This is a genomic window from Allobosea sp. TBD101, from assembly GCF_059817965.1.
Genome location: NZ_CM187543.1, coordinates 884,360 through 903,194 on the forward strand (window position 1 = coordinate 884,360; position 18,835 = coordinate 903,194).

Sequence of the window (18,835 nt, forward strand, 5' to 3'; positions counted from 1 at the left end):
GTTGGCGCGCAGCGCCAATCTTCCAACCTTGCATAAAGCCTCCTTCCGGGAAACCCCGCAGAAATTGTCGGGCTTCGGCACCGTTGAGAGTTTTGCCATGTCTTCCGATATTCTTTCACGAATGGTCGAAATAGTAGGCAACAACAACGTCTTGACCGATGCCAGCGCGATGGAGACCTATCTGCGTGAGTGGCGCGACTTGTTCGTCGGCAAAGCCCGCGCCGTCGTCCGGCCAGGGTCTGCAGACGAGGTCGCTGCAGTCGTGAAACTCGCCAGCGAGGTGGGAGCTACAATCGTTCCCCAAGGGGGCAACACAGGGCTTGTCGGCGGCCAGATACCGACCGGGGATGGGCAGGAGATTGTTCTGTCCTTACAGCGCCTGAACACGATCCGCGAGACCAACACCAACAGCAACACGATGGTCGTAGAGGCCGGCGTAACCTTGCTTGCGGCCCAACAGGCTGCGAATAGGGTCGGCCGCCTTTTCCCACTCTCCCTCGCCTCTGAGGGAAGCTGCACGATTGGCGGCAATCTCTCGACCAATGCCGGCGGTACAGCCGTCATTGCTTACGGCAATGCCCGGGATCTCTGCCTCGGTTTGGAGGTCGTGCTCGCAGATGGCCGAATCTGGAACGGCCTGCGTCACCTGCGAAAAGACAATACTGGCTACGCTTTCAAAGACCTTTTCATTGGTGCTGAAGGCACGCTGGGAATTATCACCGCGGCGGTGCTGAAGCTTTTTCCGATCCCGACCGCGCGATCAACCGCCTTTGTGGCGGTATCGAATCCCGAAGCGGCGCTCGATTTGCTTAACGCCGCGAGCGCTGGTGCTGGCGGAACACTGACAACCTTCGAATTGCTCCCACGCATTGGCCTCGACTTCGTGCTGCGCCACGCGGCTGGCTCGCGGGATCCGCTGTCCGCTCCTTCGCCATGGTATGTGCTGATGGAGGTCTCAGGGCAATCGGAAGCCGGGCTGAGTGAGGCGGTCGCGGCTTTTCTTGCTGATGCGCTGGAGAAAGAGCTGATCGTCGATGCCGCGTTGGCTAGCTCGCTGGATCAGCGCGCCGCCTTTTGGCGATTGCGAGAGGCACTCGCTGATGTTCAGCGCTACGAAGGAGCTTCGATAAAGCACGACATTTCAATTCCGTTGCACGAAATCCCCAACTTCATTTCTCGCGCCAACGACATAATCGAATCCATGGTTCCAGGCGGACGTACCCTTGCCTTCGGTCATCTCGGCGATGGCAATGTCCACTACAATATCAGTCAACCTGTCGGGATGGACAAGGACGCCTTCCTGTCGCGTTCGCATGCAGTGAACGATGCAGTCCATGACATCGTTGTTGAACTCAACGGTTCAATTGCCGCCGAACACGGCGTTGGTCGGTTAAAAAAATGTAAAATTATGACAATCAAGGATGATGTTGAAATTGAACTCATGAATAAATTGAAGAATGCTTTTGATCCAAAGTATATTATGAATATAGGATCAAAAATCTAGTTTTGATTTAATTTCAGAAGGTTCTAACTAATAAATTAAGGAGGATAAAAATTAAGTCCGCTTGATAAATTCAGAAGGAGGAACCGTTGGACTTGCGCCATCTTCGTCATTTCGTGGCCGTTGCCGAGGAACTGCATTTCACCAGGGCGGCCGAGCGGGCAGGCATCGAGCAATCGCCTTTGTCACGCTCCATCCGAAATCTCGAAGCGCGGCTGAATGTGCGGCTTCTCGAACGAACCAAACGATCCACGAGACTGACACCGGCCGGCGAACGCCTTCTCGTTCATGCACGAGCGCTGCTGGCGGCGGCCGACGAAGCGCGGGTTGACGTCGGCTTGGCCGGCGAGAACGGGGCAAGCCACCTGCATCTCGGGATTTGCGATGGCGTGCCGTTGCCGCGTGTCGCTCGGTTACTCGCGGCCTTGCGGCAGTCGAGCCCCCATATCAGCGTGCATGTCCATGAAGTGCCGATGGTCCGGAAGGTCCATGAGCTGCGGAGCGGCTTCCTCGATGCGGCACTCGCGCCGGAGAGCGGATACGGCAAGAGCATTACCGCTGAAGCGCTATGGAGCGATGCGCCGGTGGCGGTCGTTCCAAGCGATCATCCCCTGACCAGACGGGAACGGCTCGGGCTCTGCGATGTCGTTCAGGAACCCCTCGTGTTGTGTCGATCCGATACGGGCCTTGGCCAGCAATGCCAGATCGAGCAGATCATGAGGACGGCGACGCCGACACCGAACATCGTCGAGCGCGCCACCACGCTGTTCATGCTCGTCATGTTCGTGATCGCCGGCTACGGCATCGGGATCGCGACGGCGGCGCAACTCGAGGCGATCGGCACGGGAGAGCTCGCGCTTCTTCCGCTGCAGGATGCGCCGGATGGGGTGAAAACCTGGCTGATGATACGCGATGAAGCGCCTTCGGAGCCGCTGTCACGCCTCATCGAGGTTGCGCGTCGGATTCTGTGATGTGCGGCTGCGGCCGGCGCGCGCCGCGCGGAAGCCCTTATCACGCGCAACGAAGGTTTCGAGCATGAGCGGCGCCAGCGTCGAGATGTCGACCGGCGTTCCGTGAAGCTCGGAATGGAGCGCGGCATAACGGTCGAGATCATCGCGTAGCCGGGCACTGATGGTGATGGTCAGCTTGACCGACTCGGATTTCGGCACCGGGCCGAGGCTGAGCTTACGGGTCAATCGTCCCTCCTGATGTTGGCCGTGAGCGGCGTCGCCTGATAGGGGCGCAGGACCAGATCCTTGTTGACGATGACGCGGACCGGGAAGCCGGGGCGCACCTTCAAGGTCGGCTGGATGTTGAGGTTGCGGCGCATGATTTGCTGGCCGACCTCGTTGATCGTGTCCTGGGCGCCGTCGCGGGTAGCGATGATAACGCGATCGCCATTGCCGCCGCTGTTCTGCGGCGCGGCCAGCTCGGCGCCGATGCCGAGCAGGGAGGAGAGCACCGCGCCGCCGATCAGGCGGAACCAATGGTTGTCGACCTCATCCTCCAGCCCGGCATAGCCGGCGGTGTCGACGCCCGGCAGCCGGTCGAGCACGATGGAGGAGCCGTCAGGCATGATGATGCGGGACCACACCAACAAGACACGCGATTGCCCGAAGGCGACGCCGGAATCGTATTGGCCGATCAGCCGGGCGCCCTGCGGAAGGAGCAGGTGCCGGCCGGTCGCGGTGTCGTAGACATTCTCGGTGACGGTGCCGATGATCTGGCCCGGCAGGTCGGAATTTATGCCGGTCACGAGAGCGGCCGGAATGATGGTCCCTGCCATGACCTGATAGGGTGAGCGCGGCGTCTGGAGCGTGCCGGAGCCATAGATATTCTGGTCGGCGGCACGATCGACGAAGGATTGCTTGCGCTCCTGCATGTTCTGGGTCGTGACCGGGTCGACGGGTGGCGCAGCGGCCGCCCCTGCTGTCTGAGCGGAAAGCGCCGTCAGGTCGAGGCGGTTCGGCTCGGGCGATGCCGCCGCGGTGGTGGGCCTGTCCTGCCGTGGCCGGATCGACTGGAAGAAGACGGCGGCCTTGGCGGCCGCCTCGGCTTCCTGCTGCTCTCGCAGCCGTGCGGCGCGGCGCGCATCTTCCTCCGGATCGGGCCGAAAGCTCGGCCGCTCCGGTTGGGGCGGAATGCCGGTCTCGCGCTCTGTGCGAAGAACCGGGCCGCCCAGCTCTCCCGGCAAGGGCGCGCCGAGCTGCGGCGGCTTTATCTGGCTGTAGTCGCGCGGCAGCGTCTGGAGACCTTCGGCCGGATTGACGCGGTCGGTATTGTAGAGCTCCTCGCCAAACTGGCCGCCTCGATTCCTGCCTTGCAACGCCCAGACCATCGCGCCGAGCACGGCGGCCGATGAGACGCCGGCGAGCGCGATCAGGGTCCAGCGGTTGAGCCGCGTGACCGATTGGGGCGCGGCACGGATCGCCAGGTTCGGCGGCGGGGATTTGGGTGACGTGGTCATATCCCGAACAGCCCCTTGCTTCTGCCGTCGGTCCGCGCGATGCGAACGACCTGTTGCCTTTCGCCGCCAAGCCGCAGTTCGGCAGCGCCGAACAGACGATCCACGATGTAATAGGGCGGCTTCGCCCGGTAGTTGACGAGCTGGTTTTCGCCGGTGGGGCCGACGACGAAGAGGGGCGGAAGCTCCCCCTGCGCGATTCCCGCCGGGAACTGGATGTAGACCTTCTCACCGTCGTCGAAAGCCCGGACCGGGCGCCAGGACGGATTGTCGCCGGTGATCTCGTAGCGGAATTTCACGCGATCGAGCGCGACAGCGTTGGCGACGGGGGTAGCGGTTGCCGCGCGCTGGTTCTGCCGCTCGAGCGCCATGAGCCGATCATGCGGATAATCCCATGAAACGGACGCCATCCAGGTCTGCGGCGTCGAGGTCAGCTCGACGAGATAGGTACGCCGGTTGGTGTTGATGACGAGATTGGTCCTGAGGTCGGGCCGCGTCGGCTTGACGAGAATATGCGTGCGCTGCGCGTTGCCGGAGCCGCTGGTGGTATCACCTATCACCCAGCGCACGGTGTCGCCGGCCGAGACCGAGACCAGCTCCTCGCCGGTTTGCAATGCGACGTCCGTCACCTTCTCCGGGCTTGAATAAACCTGATAGAGTGCGCCGGCGGCATAGGGCCAGACCTGCGTGGCGTTGACATAGCCGGAGCGCGTCGGCTGGACACGCGCGGCCGCATTGGCGGTCGTCACGCGCTGTTTCGGATCGGCTATCTCTCCCGTAGACGCCCTGCCGGGCAGCGGCTTCAACTGGCCGGGCAGAGGCAAGGGCTGCGGCAGCGCGATCACTTCGACAGGGCCGGTCGGCTCGACGACGGGGTTCGCCTCCTGCGGTTCGTCGAGCGAGATTTCCGGCGGGGGCGTCTTGCCGGCACAGCCGGCGAGCAGGGCAGCCGACGACAGGAGGAGCACGCGAAGGGAGAATGCCAGGGTCATGATGCCTCTCTTTCACGACCCGCTGGAGGCGAGTTCGCGGCTCCAGTTGATGCCGTTGACGTAGATTCCGAGCGGATTCTTGCGCAGCCGATCTTCGGTGCGCGGCGGTTGCAGGATGATGGTGAGGATGCCGGTCCAGCGATCGGTGCCGGCGAGCTGGCCGTTCTCGTAGCGGCGCTCGATCCAGCGGATCTGGAAGGACGAGTCCGATGCGCGCACGACGCTCGTGACCTCGACAGCCGCCGAGATCTTGCCGACCTTGGCGAAGGGGTCGGCCGCGCGAGCATAGTCATTCAGGGCCGCACCGCCGCGATCGGTGGTGTAGTCATAGGCGTCGAGCCAGCTCTGGCGCACGACGACGGGATCGGTCGAAAGCGCCCGGACGTTCTGGACGAAGCGGGCAAGCGCATAGGCGATCTGCGCATCGGTCGGCCGATAGGCTTCGGCAGCCGGCCCGATGGCTTTGACCTGTCCGTGTTGGTCGACCTCGACGACATAGGGCGTCACGGTCGATTGTCCCGCCTGCCAGAGCAACCCGCCGGCCATGCCGATGGCGAGCACGAGGCAACCGAAGGACATCAGCCGCCAGTTGCGGGCCTGCGTGCGAGCCGAACCGATGCGGTCGTCCCAGAGCTGGCCCGCCACCTGATAGGGAGTGCTCGGCTCCGGTGTCTGTGAATAGCGCACGCCGGCGCGTAGGAAGCGCATCGGTCAATCCTCCTGTCGTAGTGAAGGGTTGGCGCCCGAGCCGCCATGGTCGCCTGAGCGCAGCGTGTGGGCGGCCATCGTCGCACCGTGCGCAGCCTGTTGAGCTCGCGATCCATGCTGGATGCGGTTGGCCCATGCCGGCGCAGCGCCAGCTTGGGCGAAGGAAGCGTCGTTCGCTGCTTCGCGCATTGACTCTGTCGGCTTGCCGCCTGTCGCGGCCCAGGCTCCGCGCCCGCCGCGGGCCGCGGCCTCCCGGATCGGTCTGGCAGCGCGTGAGGCGATGGCGCGTCCTGCAACGACCACGGAGCCGGGGGCGGCTCGCGCCACGCCGGCGAGGCCGACGCCCAGAGCCGCCCGGCCGGATACGCCCGATGTCGCCGCGGCAAAGTCGTAGGCGGCGCGGGCTCCGCCTGCCATGGTGGATGCGGCGCGGACGCTCGATCCCATCGTTGCGCCGCCGAGACGTGCCGCGCCCAAAGTGGCAGCGCCACCTGCGACCGCCATGCCGCCGGCGGCGAGTGTGGTTCCCGCGACTGCGCCGGCGCCAAGCTGCGGGGCGCCAGAAACGAGCCCGGTGGCGATCGCGGGGCCGAAGATGCCGAGGCCGAGCATGGCCAGCGAAGCCAGCATGATCGACAGGGCATGGTTGATGGAAGGCTCGGTGCCGGCGCCTGTGCGGAACTCGGCGAAGAGGCCGTTGCCGATGCCGACGATGACCGCGAGCACGAGAATCTTGACGCCGGAGGAGATGACGTTGCCGAGCACCTTTTCGGCGAGGAAGGCGGTCTTGTTCCAGAGCGCGAAGGGGACCAAGATAAAGCCGGCCAATGTCGTCAGCTTGAACTCCAGCAGGGTGACGAAGAGCTGCACGGCCAGCACGAAAAAGCTGACGATGACGACGAGCCAGGCGAGGAACAGAACGGCGATCGTGTCGATGTTGGAGAAGACGGAGGTGAAGCCGGAGAGGTTGCCGATCTGCTCGAGAATGGGCCGGCCGGCGTCCATGCCGACGGAAGCGAGCTTGCCGGGACGCAGGAAATCGTCCTGCGAGAGTCCGGAGCCGGCGGCCTTCAGGCCGAGCCCGGCGAAGGATTTGAAGATGATGCCGGCGAGCGAGTTGAAATTGTTGATGATGTAGGCGAAGGCGCCGACATAGAGCACCTTCTTGACGAGCTTGGCGAGGATCTCGTCATGGCCGGCGCCAAAGGCCCAGAACAGGCCGGCAAGCGTGATGTCGATAGCGATCAGCGTGGCCGAGAGATAGGCGACCTCGCTGCCGAGCAGACCGAAGCCGCTGTCGATATATTGCGAGAACGTGTCGGTGAAGCGGTCGATGACCGAGAGGTTGTTCACGCCGGCTCACTCCGCGCCTGCGGTCGGAGCCGCTGATGACGCGGGAGCATTGCCGCTCTGCTTCGGAGTCCCGTCCTCGTTCAAGGAGGGGAACAGCTCGACCGGCTGCGGGGTGTAGCGCGTCGCGCCCGAGCCCATGAATCTCTGACGGCGGGCCCGACTCGCAGCGGTGCATAGCTCCTCGCCGGTGCCAGCCCAGTCCTGCGAGCAGAGCCGCTGCACCTCGCGCAGCCGCTCCGGATCGGCGGCAAGGCTGTCGACCGTATCGCCGGCATGGGCGGAGCGAATGAGGAGAATGGCGCCAGCGCCGATGGCGGCGACGGCGCAAAGGCGCAGGAACGGCCCGAGCATGGCGGCCTCCTTCAGTCGCGGAAGACGCGGACGGTCGCGGGCGTGTAGCCGGTGCCATCGCCCATGAAGCGGCGGCGCACCTCGCGGGCGCGCTCCTCCTCGGCGACGGTGCGCGCCTGCTCCGTGGCGGTGGCGCGATCCTGGGTGAGCTTCAGGCGCGCGGCGTCGATCGCCTGCTTGGCCTGAAGCGCGAGGAGCTGGTTGGTCGCCTGGGTCGCCTGGAGAATGCCGCCGGCCGATTGGCTGCGGCTGACGAGATCGCTGAGGGTGCTTTCGTCGGAGGACAGGTTTTCCGAAACCTGCGACTGCACCTTCATCGCCGTCTCGAGCGCGCTGCGGGATTGCTCCCAGCGCTTGCGGACGTCGGCGAGGATCTGATCTCCGGATACGCCGGCGGCGTATTCCTTGGGGAAGAGCTGCTGGAACTGCTTCTCCATGGAGGAGAGGTCGAAATTCAGGCCCTTGGCCTGGTCGATCAGGCTCTTGGTCTTGGCGATGGTCTGCTTCAGCTCGTTGAGCGCGGAGAAGTCGAACTTGGTCAGGTTCTTCGCCTGATTGATGAGCATCTGCGCCTGGTTCTGGAGCGAGGTGATCTGGTTGTTGATCTGCTCCAGCGCGCGGACCGCCGACAGCAGGTTCTGGCTGTAGTTGGTCGGATCGAAGACGATATAGGCGGATGCCGGCGTGGCGATGGCGAAGCCGAGGGCGCAGGCACCGGCAAGCAGAAGGGACTTCCTCATGGCGTGGTCTCCTGTTCGTGGGGAAGCGGGAACTGGCGGATGAGGTCGGCGGCCCAGCCGAGGCCACGGGCAGAAAGCCATGCCGATGCGAAGTCGGCGGCGCCGTGCCCGCGCAGGATTTCATCCATGAGCCGCTGATGGTCGGGGTTGCTGGCGCCGGCAAAGGCGAGCGCGACGGGGCCGAGATCGAGATCGAACAGCCGGTTTCCGAGACGGGATTGGTAGTAGTAATCGCGCCGTGGCTGAGCGCGGGAGATGATGCCGATCTGGCGGTCATTGAGGCCGAACCCTTCATAGATAGGGCGGAGCTGCGGCTCGGTGGCCTGCGGCGATGGCAGGAAGATGCGGACCGGGCAGCTCTCGACGATGGCCGGCGCGATGGCCGAGCGCTGAATGTCGGCGAGCGACTGGGTGGCGAAGACGACGGAGACGTTTCGTTTCCTGAGCGTCTTCAGCCATTCGCGGATGCGTGCGGCGAAGACCGGATCGTCGAGGAACACCCATGCCTCGTCGAGGATGATAAGGGTGGGCGATCCGTCGAAGCGCTGCTCCAGCCGATGAAAGAGATAGGTGAGCACCGGGGTCACGGCGCTCGCCGTGTGCATCAGCTCTTCCATCTCGAAGCCCTGCACATCGGCGGCGCCGAGGCGGTCGCTGTCGGCGTCGAGAAGGCGACCATGCGGACCCGCCAGCGTGTAGGGCTGGATTGCCTGACGCAGCCGGTTCGATTGCAGCAGAGTCGAGAGGCCGGTGAGCGTGCGTTCCTCTCGCGGTGCCGATGAGAGGCTGGTCAGCGCCGACCAGACGGCATCCTTCACCTCGGGAGCGATCTCAACATGCTCATGGCCGAGGAGCCCGGCGACCCATTCCGCCGCCCAGGCACGGGATTCTTCCGCGTCGATGGCGGCGAGCGGCTGGAAGGCGATCGAGTCCGCGGCGCCGAGGTCGTAGTGCTCGCCGCCGAGACCGAGCACGGTGGCGCGGGCGGAGCCGCCCTTGTCGAAGATGAAGACTCGCGAGCCGGCATAGCGCCGGAACTGGAGCGCGAGGATCGACAGTAGCACGGATTTACCGGCTCCGGTCGGGCCAACGATCAGGGTGTGACCCACATCGTCGATATGGGTGACGAGGCGGAACGGCGTGCCGCCGGCGGTGCGGGTGACGATCAGCGGCGGCGCGTCGAGATGGGCGTTCTTCTCTGGGCCGGCCCAGACCGCCGAAACCGGCATCATATGCGACAAGTTGAGGGTGGAAACGAGCGGCTGGCGAACATTGGCGTAGGCATGGCCGGGAAGCGAGGACAGCCACGCCTCGGTCGCGTTGATCGTCTCGGGGATGGTGACGAAGCCGCGCCCCTGAATGATCCGTTCGACCGCTTTCAGCTTCTCGTCGGCAAGGTCCGGGCTTTCGTCCAGGACGGTGACGGTCGCGGTGACATAGCCATAGGCGACGGCATCGGCGCCAAGCTCCTGCAAGGCTTCGTCGGCATCGGCCGCCTTGTTGGCTGCGTCGGAGTCGACCAGCGGGATTTCCTGCTGGAAGATCGTTTCCCGCAACAGGGTGACGATGCCCTTGCGCTTGGAGAACCATTGGCGGCGCAGCTTGGTCAGCTCGCGTTCGGCCTCCGTCTTGTCGAGCGAGAGAAAGCGTGTCGACCAGCGATAGCCGAATCCGAGGCGGTTGAGGTCGTCGAGCACGCCCGGCCAGGTCGAGGGCGGGAAACCGCGGATGGTGAGCACCCGCAGATGCCGCTCGCCGAGCATCGGCGCGAGGCCGCCGGTGAAGTCGCTATCCGGCAGGAGCGCGTCGAGATGGAACGGCACCTCGGGAACGGCGACCGGATGCCGGCGCGGCGAGATGCAGGCATGCAGATAGGTCAGCGTCTCGTCGTCGGTGAGCCAGCCGATCTCGGGCATGACGCCATCGAGCAAGGCGAGGAAGCGGTCGGTCTCGGCGATGAAGGCGGCGAGATGATCGCGCCAGTTCACCGTGCGACGCTCGGTGCTCTCATAGAGGAGCTGGCCGGCGCGGGCCTTGCCTTCGGACGGCGGCAGGAAGGCCAGGGTGATGTGATAGGCGCTCTCGAAATGCGTGCCGCCTTCCTCGAAGGCCGCGCGCCGTTCTTCCTCGACCAGCCAGGAGGCGGTCTCGGGGAACTGGGAAATGGGATAGCCGTCGGCAATACGCCGCTCGGCATCGACGAACAGCGCCCAGCCGGAGCCGAGACGTTTCAGCGCGTTGTTGAGCCGCGCCGTCGTCGCGACCAGCTCGCTTTCCGTCGCGCTGTCGAGATCGGGACCCCGGAATCGCGCGCTGCGTTGGAAGGCGCCGTCCTTGTTGAGCACGACGCCTGGAGCCACCAGTCCGGCCCAGGGCAGATAGTCCGCAAGAGAGGCGGGACGCCTGCGATATTCGGCAAGGCTCATCATCGCATCATGCCTCCATGAAGGCGCGGTGCTTCAGGTGGCGGGAGAAGACCTCCACGAATTGCGGATCGGCCTTCGCGCCCCAGACGGCGAACGCATGGCCCGCCATCCAGAGCAGCACGCCGCCGATCCACAATTGCAGGCCGATGCCGATGGCGGCCGCGAGCGTGCCGTTGAGGATCGCCACCGATCGCGGGGCGCCACCCATCAGGACCGGCTCGGTCAGGGAGCGGTGCAATGGCACCTCGAAGCCGTCGACATGCGCGGCCATCAGATCAAGGCTCCGCCGCCGAAGCTGAAGAAACTCAAAAAGAAGGAGCTGGCCGCGAACGCGATGCTGAGCCCGAATACGATCTGGATCAGCTTGCGAAAGCCGCCGCCGGCGTCGCCGAAGGCGAGCGTCAGGCCGGTCACGATAATGATGATGACCGCGACTATTTTCGCGACGGGGCCTTCGATAGATTCCAGTACCTTTTGGAGCGGCGCTTCCCACGGCATCGAGGAGCCGGAGGCGTAAACCGGGGAAACCAGAAAGGCGGTGAACAGGAAAGCCGCCGATCCGGAAATCCGGTTCCGGAGGTTTCCGCAAAGACGCCGAAGCGGATCTACGGAAAAGCGGGAATCCGGATTTGTGGATTTGTGTTTCTGCTTTGTTCCGGAATTGAGGAAAGGCACAATTGCGGATTTGAGGAAGGGCATCACTATTCTCCGGTGACGTGCTCGATCGCGTAAGCATCGCCGTCGAGGCCCGTGACGCGAATGATGTCCTCGACGCGGCGTTTCCGGCCGCGCCCGGCGATAAAGACGACGATGTCGACGGCCTCGGCGATCAGCGCGCGCGGCACGGTGACGACGACTTCCTGAATGAGCTGCTCAAGGCGGATGAGCGCACCGAGCGCCGAGCCGGCATGAAGGGTGGCTAGCCCGCCCGGATGCCCGGTTCCCCACGCTTTTAGGAGATCCAGCGCCTCGGCGCCGCGCACCTCGCCGACGATGATCCGATCCGGCCGCAGGCGCAGCGTTGAGCGCACGAGGTCGGCGGTTGAAACAGTGTTGGCCTTGGTGCGTAGCGCCACATGGTCGTCGGCCGCGCATTGCAGCTCGATCGTGTCTTCGAGTACGAGCACCCGATCGCCAGTCGCGGCGATCTCCTGCAAGAGCGCATTGGCCATCGTCGTCTTTCCCGTCGACGTGCCGCCGGCGATGATGATGTTGCGGCGGTCGAGGACGGAGGCTTTCAGGAATGCGGCCTGCGCTGCCGTCAGGATGCCGTCGCCGACATAGCGGGCGAGCGGGATCACGCCGGCCGCGCGCTTGCGGATGGCGAAGGTGGGCGCGAAGGTAATCGGCGGCAAGACGCCCTCGAAGCGCTCGCCGGTTTCCGGCAGCTCGGCCGACAGGATCGGATGGTCGCGGTCGACCTCAAGGCCGACATGGTTGGCGACGACCTTGATGATGCGGGCCGCATCTTCGGCGGAGAGGGAGGCGCCGGTCGGCTCGCGGCCGGAGCCGAGGCGGTCGATCCAGAGGCGCCCATCGGGATTGAGGAGGACTTCCACCACATCGGGATCGTCCAGCGCGCGGATGATCACCGGCCCCATCGCGCTGCGTAGCATGCGAATCTGGCGGTCGCTGACGATCCGGGCAGGCGAGCGCGAGAGGGCGACGCTCATGATGACGCCACTTCCGTCGCCGGTCGGTCGGCATCGGCTTCATCGTCCTCGTCGGCAAGGCCGAGGAAGCTGTTCTCGTCGGGTGTGATCTCCTGATGCACCTGGCGCACGAGGCTGTTGCCACGCTGGAGATGGCGGCCAAGCTGCTCGATGAACTGGTTGAAGCGGAGGCGGCCTTGCGCGCGTGCGGCCTTCTGGTGCGCTTCCGGAAGCGGCGCGGAAACCGAAAGCGTGTAGCGAACGAACAGCGCGAGCGTCTCGATCAGGATGGTCTGGTCGCGCTCCAGCCGGTTGAACTGGCCAGAGAGGCGGTCGAGCCGGGCGATGATGGCGGCCTCGCGCCTGTCGGCGCCATCCGCCGACAGGAAGGAAGACAGCGCGGCCGCGACGATTGCCGATTGCGTTTCGCCCTTCATCGCCGCGAGCCGGCGCAGCCGCCTTGCATGGTCGGGCTCGATGAAGACGTTGAGACGCGCCTTGCTCATAGCGCCATCCCGTCATCCGGATCGAGAGAGGCGAGCCGGGCCATGCGGCGGAACTGCTGCGCCGGTTGCGGAAAGCGGCCGTCGCGGGTGCCGGGATCGTCGCTCTCGTCGTCCAGCACGGCAAGATCGTCACGCGGCCCCTCATGCAACCGGACGATCTCGGCGCCGTCGAGCTGCGGCACGATCTGATGCCCGCCCTCGTCCTCGCCGGATGCGCGAGCCGCTGCCGGCGCCGCCGGCCTCCCCAATGGTGGGAGTGGCGACCAATCGTCGGCACGGGCGGTTGGCCGATCAGCATAGGCACCGTCGCCGAGGACCGGAGCCGGCAGGACGCGGGTCGTGAAATTCCTGTCCGCGTAGTAGCGGATCTTGGTCGCCCTGACCGGCGGGTGGCCGGAGACCATGACGATCTCCAGATGGTCGGGGAGCTGCATCACTTCGCCAGGCGTAAGCAGCGGCCGCGCTGTCTCCTGCCGCGAGACCATGAGATGACCGAGCCAGGGCGAGAGGCGGTGTCCGGCATAGTTGCGCTGGGCGCGCAATTCGGTCGCCGTGCCGAGTGCATCGGAAATGCGTTTGGCCGTGCGCTCGTCGTTGGAGGCGAAGGCGATGCGCAGGTGGCAGTTGTCGAGGATGGAATTGTTCGGCCCGTATGCCTTTTCGATCTGGTTGAGCGACTGAGCGATCAAGAAGGAGCGCAGCCCGTAACCGGCCATGAACGCCAAAGCGCTCTCGAAGAAATCCAGCCGGCCGAGCGCCGGGAACTCGTCGAGCATGAGCAGCAGCTTGTGGTTCCGCGCGATGCCGTCCGAGCCGTCGAGGCTTTCGGTGAGGCGTCGGCCGATCTGGTTGAGGATGAGCCGGATCAGTGGCTTGGTCCGCGAGATGTCGGAGGGCGGCACGACCAGATAGAGCGAGACCGGATGCCCGGCGGCGATCAGGTCGGCGATGCGCCAGTCGCAGCGCGATGTGACCTCGGCGACGGTGGGATCGCGGTAGAGGCCGAGGAAAGACATGGCGGTGGAGAGGACGCCGCTGCGCTCGTTCTCGGACTTGTTCAACACCTCGCGCGCGGCGCTCGCCACGACGGGATGCGGTCCGGCCTCACCGAGATGCGACGTGGTCATCATCGACCACAATGCTTTCTCGAAGGGGTAGGCCGGGTCGGAGAGGAAGTTGGCGACGCCGCGAAGCGTCTTGTCTTCTTCCGCGTAGAGGACATGGAGGATGGCGCCGACCAGCAGAGAATGAGACGTCTTTTCCCAGTGATTGCGCCGCTCCAGCGCGCCTTCGGGATCGACGAGGATGTCGGCGATGTTCTGGACGTCGCGGACCTCATGGACGCCGCGGCGGACCTCCAGCAAAGGGTTGTAGGCGGCGCTTTTCGGATCGGTCGGATTGAACAGCAGGCAATGGGAGAACTGCGCGCGCCAGCCGGCGGTCAGCGACCAGTTCTCGCCCTTGATGTCGTGGATGACCGCGGAGTGCGGCCAGGACAGCAGCGTGGGGATCACCAGGCCGACGCCCTTGCCCGAACGGGTCGGGGCGAAGGCCATGATGTGCTCCGGACCGTCATGGCGCAGATAGGCGCCTGCCATCAGGCCGAGAAAAACGCCCGATGGCTTGCTCAGCCCGGCCTCGGCGATGTCCTTGCGATCGGCCCAGCGGGCGGAGCCGTAGGTGGTGACATATTTGGATTGCCGCGCGCGCCAGACGGAGCCGACAATGGCTGAGAGTGCGGCAACGACACCGCTACCGCCGGCGATGGTGCCGCCGGTGCGGAAGATGTCCGGCGCATAGGCTTCATAGACATACCACCACTCGAACAGCCGCCACGGGTAATAGAAGGGCAGGCCGTCAACGACGAACCAGGGCGCACCGAGACGCTGCTGAAAGCCAAGCTGGAAGGCGACCCATTGCGTTGCGGCCCATGTTCCGGCAAGCGCGATGCCGAACACGACCAGCATTTGCCCGAAGAGCACCTTCGTCGGCGTCATGCGCGCTCCGCAACAGCTCCGAAAACCGGTCCGCGCAAGATGCCGGACGTAGGCGAGGCTTGTTGCGAGAAGACGCTAAGTCAAAGACCTTTTCCGTTGCGGCTGGCAGCGCAAATGATCTCAATACGATTCAATATAAATTCTTATTTATGCGTATACGTGATGACAAGTCAGTATTGCGACGATGTGACACGCGACAGGCGGTCAAAAGCGGGATAGGCGAATATCCTTGCAAATCGGGATATAAACTCCATAATTGCAAGGATGATTCCACGTCGAAAAGCTGCGGAGCTCGCAAGGCTCCTTGATGAAAGCCCCGCCGTCGCCCTGCTCGGCCCGCGCCAAGTTGGCAAGACCACGCTCGCCCATGAGATCGGCGAGCAGCGCCCGTCGCTCTATCTCGATCTCGAATCGGACGCAGACCGGGCGAAGCTCTCCGAGCCCGAGTTGTACCTTGCAGATCACGAAGACAAGCTCGTCATTCTCGACGAGGTACAGCGTCTACCGGACCTGTTCCAGAACCTTCGCGGCCTGATCGACCGCGGCCGCCGCAAGGGGCTGCGCACCGGCCGTTTCCTGCTACTCGGCTCGGCGTCGATCGAGTTGCTGAAGCAGTCCGGCGAGACGCTAGCGGGCCGCATCGCCTATACCGAGCTCGGTCCCATCGATGCGCTGGAAGTTCCAGCAGCCGATCTCGATCGCCTGTGGGTCCGCGGCGGGTTTCCCGACAGTTTCCTCGCTGCGAGTGATCGGGCCAGCCTGCGCTGGCGACAGGACTTCATCCGCACCTATCTGGAGCGGGATATTCCGATGCTGGGGCCGCGCATCGCCGCGGAAACCCTGCGGCGCTTCTGGACGATGCTCGCGCACCGCCAATCAGGTTTGCTGAACGCGGCAGAGCTTGCCCGCGCCCTCGGCATCGACGGCAAGACGGTGGCATCCTATCTTGACCTGCTGGTGGACCTGCTGCTCGTCCGTCGCCTCGAGCCGTGGCATTCCAATGCCGGAAAGCGGCTGGTGAAGTCGCCGCGTGTCTACGTTCGCGACAGCGGCATCGTCCATGCGCTGCTTGGTCTCGTAACCCTCGACGACCTATTGGCTCATCCCGTCGCCGGGGCGAGTTGGGAAGGCATGGTGATCGAAACCGCCCATGCAGCCATGCCAGCCGGGACGCAGGCGAACTTCTATCGCAGTGGCGGCGGGGCCGAGGTCGATCTGGTTCTGACGCTGCCGGGTGGAGAGCGCTGGGCCGTGGAGGTCAAACGCAGCCTCTCGCCCAAGGTGGAACGCGGCTTCCATCACGCCTGCGAGGACCTAAGGCCGAAGCGGCGTATCGTCGTCTATCCCGGAGCCGAGCGGTTCCCCTTGGCCGATGGCATTGAGGTCTTGCCTTTGCATGAGTTAGGTCGCGACCTTCTCGCGCCTGGCTCCTAGCAATGCGTCGGCCAAGTGACGCACCTGCGAGAACGTTGCCCTTACGAGCCACACACGACGGTGTGATAGATCGGCCAAATGGCCCCTAGCTGACGTCTGGAGCGTCCGCTTTCTGGCATTCTAGCTGTCGCAGCCTCGCCACGGCCCAAGCTGGCCCATCGCGGATACTGAAGCTTTGGTTGCCCCGAGCCAAGCGACCGAAAGGGTGCGGTTTGCGGACCGGCAGGTGCTAGCCACAGACTGGCGATAGCTGCCCTTCGATAACCCGCCGGCTTCGGCATTTCAGATGTAACTGTGTTGCTTGCTCAGAAATCGGCTTAATGTCGAGCGTCGACCGACGCTGGACCGAGCTCTTCGGCCTGTTGCAAGCCGCCGGCAGTTGGGCTGAGACGCCCACGTCGAAGAGCAGTTCCGTCGGAAACATTCTTGACTTCGGAGGGGATGCTCCGCCAGGAATCTTCGCCCGAGACAAAACTTCCGATGGATTAAATATGACGCTCGACATTCGCGGAAGTTTGAAAAACACCAAGATCAGCTCGGACGGTTACGTCGTCATTGAAGAATTGATTTCCAATTCGATCGACGCCTTCCTGATAAGGCAGCATCTCGATCCCACGAAGCGTAGCCTCGAAGTTTCGATAGAGGTCGAAGTTACTGTATCCGGACTTTTTGGCGACGGGGCAGACATCTCGATCGCTTGCACCGACAATGGCTGCGGCTTCGGAGATGATCAAACCGACGCCTTCCTCACAAAGGACACGTCCTACAAGGACGACCTCTCGATTGCTGGCATAGGGAAGTGCAAGGGGGCGGGCCGCATCCAGTATTTCCACCATTTTGAGCGCGTCGGAATCCGCAGCACCTACCGTAGTGGCGAGGTCGTCCACACCCGCACACTGCCGTTCGCGGCGGGAAGGAAGAAGATCGACCTGGCCGACTTCGACGTGACCGACGGCAGGGCGGACGACATCGGCACCACGATCCGGCTCGAGGGCCTCAAGCAGGCGCCCCGCACGCGCCTCTACAAGTCGGAGCCGCTGGGCGAGGTCTTCTCGGCGACGAATATGCGGCGCAATATGCTGATCGCTTTCCTGCAGCGGCTCGTCGGCCTCAAGACTCAGCTTGGCGAGTTCGTGATCAAGTTCGAAACGCGATATCCCAACGGCCGCATCGGACGGAGCAGTCTGAGCGCCGCCGACCTTCCGCAGGTCACGGCCGTCAAGTCGGCGGAGGTAGATGAGCGGGATCCCCAGTCGGGCAGCCCGCTGGGGAAGACGAAGAAATTCACCCTCTCGCATTACCGGCTCGATGCAAAAATCTACGACCTGCCGCGCAACGCCATCTCATTCTGCGCCCGATCGTCGCCCGTGCTCGATATTACCAGACGCTACCTGCGCACAGTTGCGGAGCAGAACCGCCCGGTCGAGGGGTTCCACCACATCGTGCTGGTCGAGGGGGAACTCCTCGACAGGCGCGTAAACGAGCAGCGCGACGGCTTCGACGACATCCCCGAGGAGATTCCGGTCACGGATCTCTTCACGGACGGGACCGTGTCCTTCGCTAGCATCTTCGAACAGATCGACCCAATCATCGAGGAGATGGTCACGCCGTCTGGATGGAGCAAGGACGACGTCATCAAGGACGTGACCAACAAGTTCGGCGTCATCCCGGCGATGCTGACCGACACCGACACGAGAGTCGTCTATGGAGACAGCGCGAAGACCGTCGCGGAGCGCGTCCTGAAGAAGTATCAGGAGCGCATAATCGCCGACACCGCGGAGATTTTCGACCTCAGGGCGGAAATTGAGAGTGCCGAACCGCACACCGCCGACTTCAGACACAAGATCCACGAACTATCTTGGAAATACACCTCGTCGCTCAAGACGTTCGACATGGCCAACCTGTCGCAGCTCGTGGTGCGGCGAGCCGCCATCGTCGAGATCCTCGGCTTGGCATGCAAGCGTGGGCTCGCGATGCAGACCATTCCGGATGGCCAACGCCGCAAGGACGAGCAGATCATCCACAGCATCTTCTTCCCGATGAAGAGGGACAGTCACGAGACGTCAGACCATGACATCTGGCTGTTGAGCGAGGAATACCAATACTACGACTACATCGCGTCGGATAAGCCGCTAGCCCAGATCGAGTGGAAGGAGGGTGAGAAGCTCTTCGATGCGGGCATCGACGCCGAGATGGCCGCGACCCTGCGCCGCCGCACACAGGAGTACGGCGCCAAGCGACCGGACATTGCGATCTTCGGGAAGGAGGGCTCGGCGATCATCATCGAGTTCAAAGCTCCGGGCGTCAGCATGGACGAGCACGTCGGCGACCTATCCCGCTACGCCCACCTGCTCGCCGCCAAGTCGAACGGCCGCCTGAAGAAGTTCTATGGATACCTCATCGGTGACACGCTGGATCCGCTTGGAATGCTCGGCTGGAAAAAGTTCGCCTCAGGACGCAGCTATTTCCAAACGAGCGACCTGCAGGATCCCGAAAGCGGACGGATTCTCGGCGAACTTTACGCCGAGACCCTCTTCTACGACGATGTCGTCGACCGTGCCAGCAAGCGCATCGGGGTCTATCGAGACAAGTTGCGGATCGACTTTTCCAAAAAGTAGAGGGCACGGCGACCGCCCGACTCCATGTGGTCCGACGACCGCATCCCGTGGGGGTTCAAGGTTAATGGCGCTTCTGAGTAATATCCACATGAC

General features: G+C 63.9%; 17 protein-coding genes. 4 read left to right on the forward strand and 13 right to left on the reverse strand.

Translation table 11 applies throughout. From position 1 onward, the window contains the following. Position 1: 1 nt before the first annotated feature. Both AC6RIC_RS04200 and AC6RIC_RS04205 read left to right on the forward strand, forming a co-directional pair. A complete protein-coding gene (locus AC6RIC_RS04200) occupies positions 2-1,504 on the forward strand; it encodes an FAD-binding oxidoreductase (protein WP_499735226.1) in 1,503 nt (500 codons plus the stop codon). 86 nt (positions 1,505-1,590) lie between these two features. Continuing rightward, entirely contained in the window at positions 1,591-2,472 is an 882-nt protein-coding gene (locus AC6RIC_RS04205; protein WP_499735227.1) for a LysR family transcriptional regulator, read from the forward strand. Here the strand turns inward: AC6RIC_RS04205 and AC6RIC_RS04210 are convergent. The 13 genes from AC6RIC_RS04210 to AC6RIC_RS04270 form a co-directional block, all read right to left on the reverse strand. Continuing rightward, the gene (locus AC6RIC_RS04210) at positions 2,437-2,697 is read right to left on the reverse strand and encodes a DUF2274 domain-containing protein (protein ID WP_499735228.1); all 261 of its coding nucleotides are present in this window, start codon (positions 2,695-2,697) and stop codon (positions 2,437-2,439) included. The genes AC6RIC_RS04205 and AC6RIC_RS04210 overlap by 36 nt on opposite strands. Further along, positions 2,694-3,968 carry a TraB/TrbI/VirB10 family type IV secretion system protein gene (locus AC6RIC_RS04215; RefSeq protein ID WP_499735229.1) on the reverse strand — a complete coding sequence of 425 codons (1,275 nt, stop codon included), beginning with the start codon at positions 3,966-3,968 and terminating at the stop codon, positions 2,694-2,696. The genes AC6RIC_RS04210 and AC6RIC_RS04215 overlap by 4 nt, the downstream gene beginning before the upstream one ends. Then, positions 3,965-4,957, reverse strand: coding sequence for a P-type conjugative transfer protein TrbG (gene trbG / locus AC6RIC_RS04220; protein WP_499735230.1), 993 nt, complete (start codon positions 4,955-4,957; stop codon positions 3,965-3,967). The genes AC6RIC_RS04215 and trbG overlap by 4 nt, the downstream gene beginning before the upstream one ends. Positions 4,958-4,969: 12 nt before the next feature. After that, positions 4,970-5,665, reverse strand: a complete 696-nt coding sequence (trbF, locus tag AC6RIC_RS04225; RefSeq protein ID WP_499735231.1) for a conjugal transfer protein TrbF — start codon at positions 5,663-5,665, stop codon at positions 4,970-4,972. Positions 5,666-5,668: 3 nt separating this feature from the next. Continuing rightward, complete coding sequence (gene trbL / locus AC6RIC_RS04230; RefSeq protein WP_499735232.1) at positions 5,669-7,018, reverse strand: P-type conjugative transfer protein TrbL; 1,350 nt, start codon at positions 7,016-7,018, stop codon at positions 5,669-5,671. Positions 7,019-7,024: 6 nt separating this feature from the next. After that, a complete protein-coding gene (locus tag AC6RIC_RS04235) occupies positions 7,025-7,369 on the reverse strand; it encodes a hypothetical protein (protein WP_499735233.1) in 345 nt (114 codons plus the stop codon). Between the two features lie 11 nt (positions 7,370-7,380). Further along, positions 7,381-8,109: a P-type conjugative transfer protein TrbJ gene (gene trbJ / locus AC6RIC_RS04240; RefSeq protein WP_499735234.1), complete on the reverse strand. Its 729-nt coding sequence runs from the start codon at positions 8,107-8,109 to the stop codon at positions 7,381-7,383. Further along, entirely contained in the window at positions 8,106-10,538 is a 2,433-nt protein-coding gene (gene trbE / locus AC6RIC_RS04245) for a conjugal transfer protein TrbE (RefSeq protein WP_499735235.1), read from the reverse strand. Before trbE ends, trbJ begins: the two co-directional genes overlap by 4 nt. Positions 10,539-10,542: 4 nt before the next feature. Continuing rightward, positions 10,543-10,806: a VirB3 family type IV secretion system protein gene (locus tag AC6RIC_RS04250; protein ID WP_499735236.1), complete on the reverse strand. Its 264-nt coding sequence runs from the start codon at positions 10,804-10,806 to the stop codon at positions 10,543-10,545. Then, entirely contained in the window at positions 10,806-11,102 is a 297-nt protein-coding gene (locus tag AC6RIC_RS04255; protein WP_499736551.1) for a TrbC/VirB2 family type IV secretion system protein, read from the reverse strand. The genes AC6RIC_RS04250 and AC6RIC_RS04255 overlap by 1 nt, the downstream gene beginning before the upstream one ends. A 134-nt stretch (positions 11,103-11,236) precedes the next feature. Beyond that, positions 11,237-12,208, reverse strand: coding sequence for a P-type conjugative transfer ATPase TrbB (trbB, locus tag AC6RIC_RS04260; RefSeq protein WP_499735237.1), 972 nt, complete (start codon positions 12,206-12,208; stop codon positions 11,237-11,239). Next, on the reverse strand, positions 12,205-12,693 hold the full coding sequence (locus AC6RIC_RS04265) for a CopG family transcriptional regulator (protein WP_499735238.1): 489 nt from the start codon (positions 12,691-12,693) through the stop codon (positions 12,205-12,207). Before AC6RIC_RS04265 ends, trbB begins: the two co-directional genes overlap by 4 nt. After that, a complete protein-coding gene (locus tag AC6RIC_RS04270) occupies positions 12,690-14,690 on the reverse strand; it encodes a conjugal transfer protein TraG (protein WP_499735239.1) in 2,001 nt (666 codons plus the stop codon). The genes AC6RIC_RS04265 and AC6RIC_RS04270 overlap by 4 nt, the downstream gene beginning before the upstream one ends. 264 nt (positions 14,691-14,954) lie before the next feature. On the opposite strand from AC6RIC_RS04270, the gene AC6RIC_RS04275 reads away from it, so the two are divergent. Together AC6RIC_RS04275 and AC6RIC_RS04280 are read left to right on the forward strand one after the other, a co-directional pair. Next, positions 14,955-16,124: an ATP-binding protein gene (locus AC6RIC_RS04275; protein WP_499735240.1), complete on the forward strand. Its 1,170-nt coding sequence runs from the start codon at positions 14,955-14,957 to the stop codon at positions 16,122-16,124. Positions 16,125-16,615: 491 nt separating this feature from the next. After that, positions 16,616-18,742 carry a hypothetical protein gene (locus AC6RIC_RS04280; protein WP_499735241.1) on the forward strand — a complete coding sequence of 709 codons (2,127 nt, stop codon included), beginning with the start codon at positions 16,616-16,618 and terminating at the stop codon, positions 18,740-18,742. Positions 18,743-18,835: the final 93 nt, after the last annotated feature.

Coding starts and splice junctions, on each gene's coding strand:
- trbE (WP_499735235.1), bottom strand. CDS start 10,538: ATGATGAGCCTTGCCGAATATCGCAGGCGTCCCGCCTCTCTTGCGGAC.
- AC6RIC_RS04250 (WP_499735236.1), bottom strand. CDS start 10,806: ATGGCCGCGCATGTCGACGGCTTCGAGGTGCCATTGCACCGCTCCCTG.
- trbB (WP_499735237.1), bottom strand. CDS start 12,208: ATGAGCGTCGCCCTCTCGCGCTCGCCTGCCCGGATCGTCAGCGACCGC.
- trbJ (WP_499735234.1), bottom strand. CDS start 8,109: ATGAGGAAGTCCCTTCTGCTTGCCGGTGCCTGCGCCCTCGGCTTCGCC.
- trbG (WP_499735230.1), bottom strand. CDS start 4,957: ATGACCCTGGCATTCTCCCTTCGCGTGCTCCTCCTGTCGTCGGCTGCC.
- AC6RIC_RS04265 (WP_499735238.1), bottom strand. CDS start 12,693: ATGAGCAAGGCGCGTCTCAACGTCTTCATCGAGCCCGACCATGCAAGG.
- trbF (WP_499735231.1), bottom strand. CDS start 5,665: ATGCGCTTCCTACGCGCCGGCGTGCGCTATTCACAGACACCGGAGCCG.
- AC6RIC_RS04275 (WP_499735240.1), top strand. CDS start 14,955: ATGATTCCACGTCGAAAAGCTGCGGAGCTCGCAAGGCTCCTTGATGAA.
- AC6RIC_RS04235 (WP_499735233.1), bottom strand. CDS start 7,369: ATGCTCGGGCCGTTCCTGCGCCTTTGCGCCGTCGCCGCCATCGGCGCT.
- AC6RIC_RS04270 (WP_499735239.1), bottom strand. CDS start 14,690: ATGACGCCGACGAAGGTGCTCTTCGGGCAAATGCTGGTCGTGTTCGGC.
- AC6RIC_RS04280 (WP_499735241.1), top strand. CDS start 16,616: ATGACGCTCGACATTCGCGGAAGTTTGAAAAACACCAAGATCAGCTCG.
- AC6RIC_RS04215 (WP_499735229.1), bottom strand. CDS start 3,968: ATGACCACGTCACCCAAATCCCCGCCGCCGAACCTGGCGATCCGTGCC.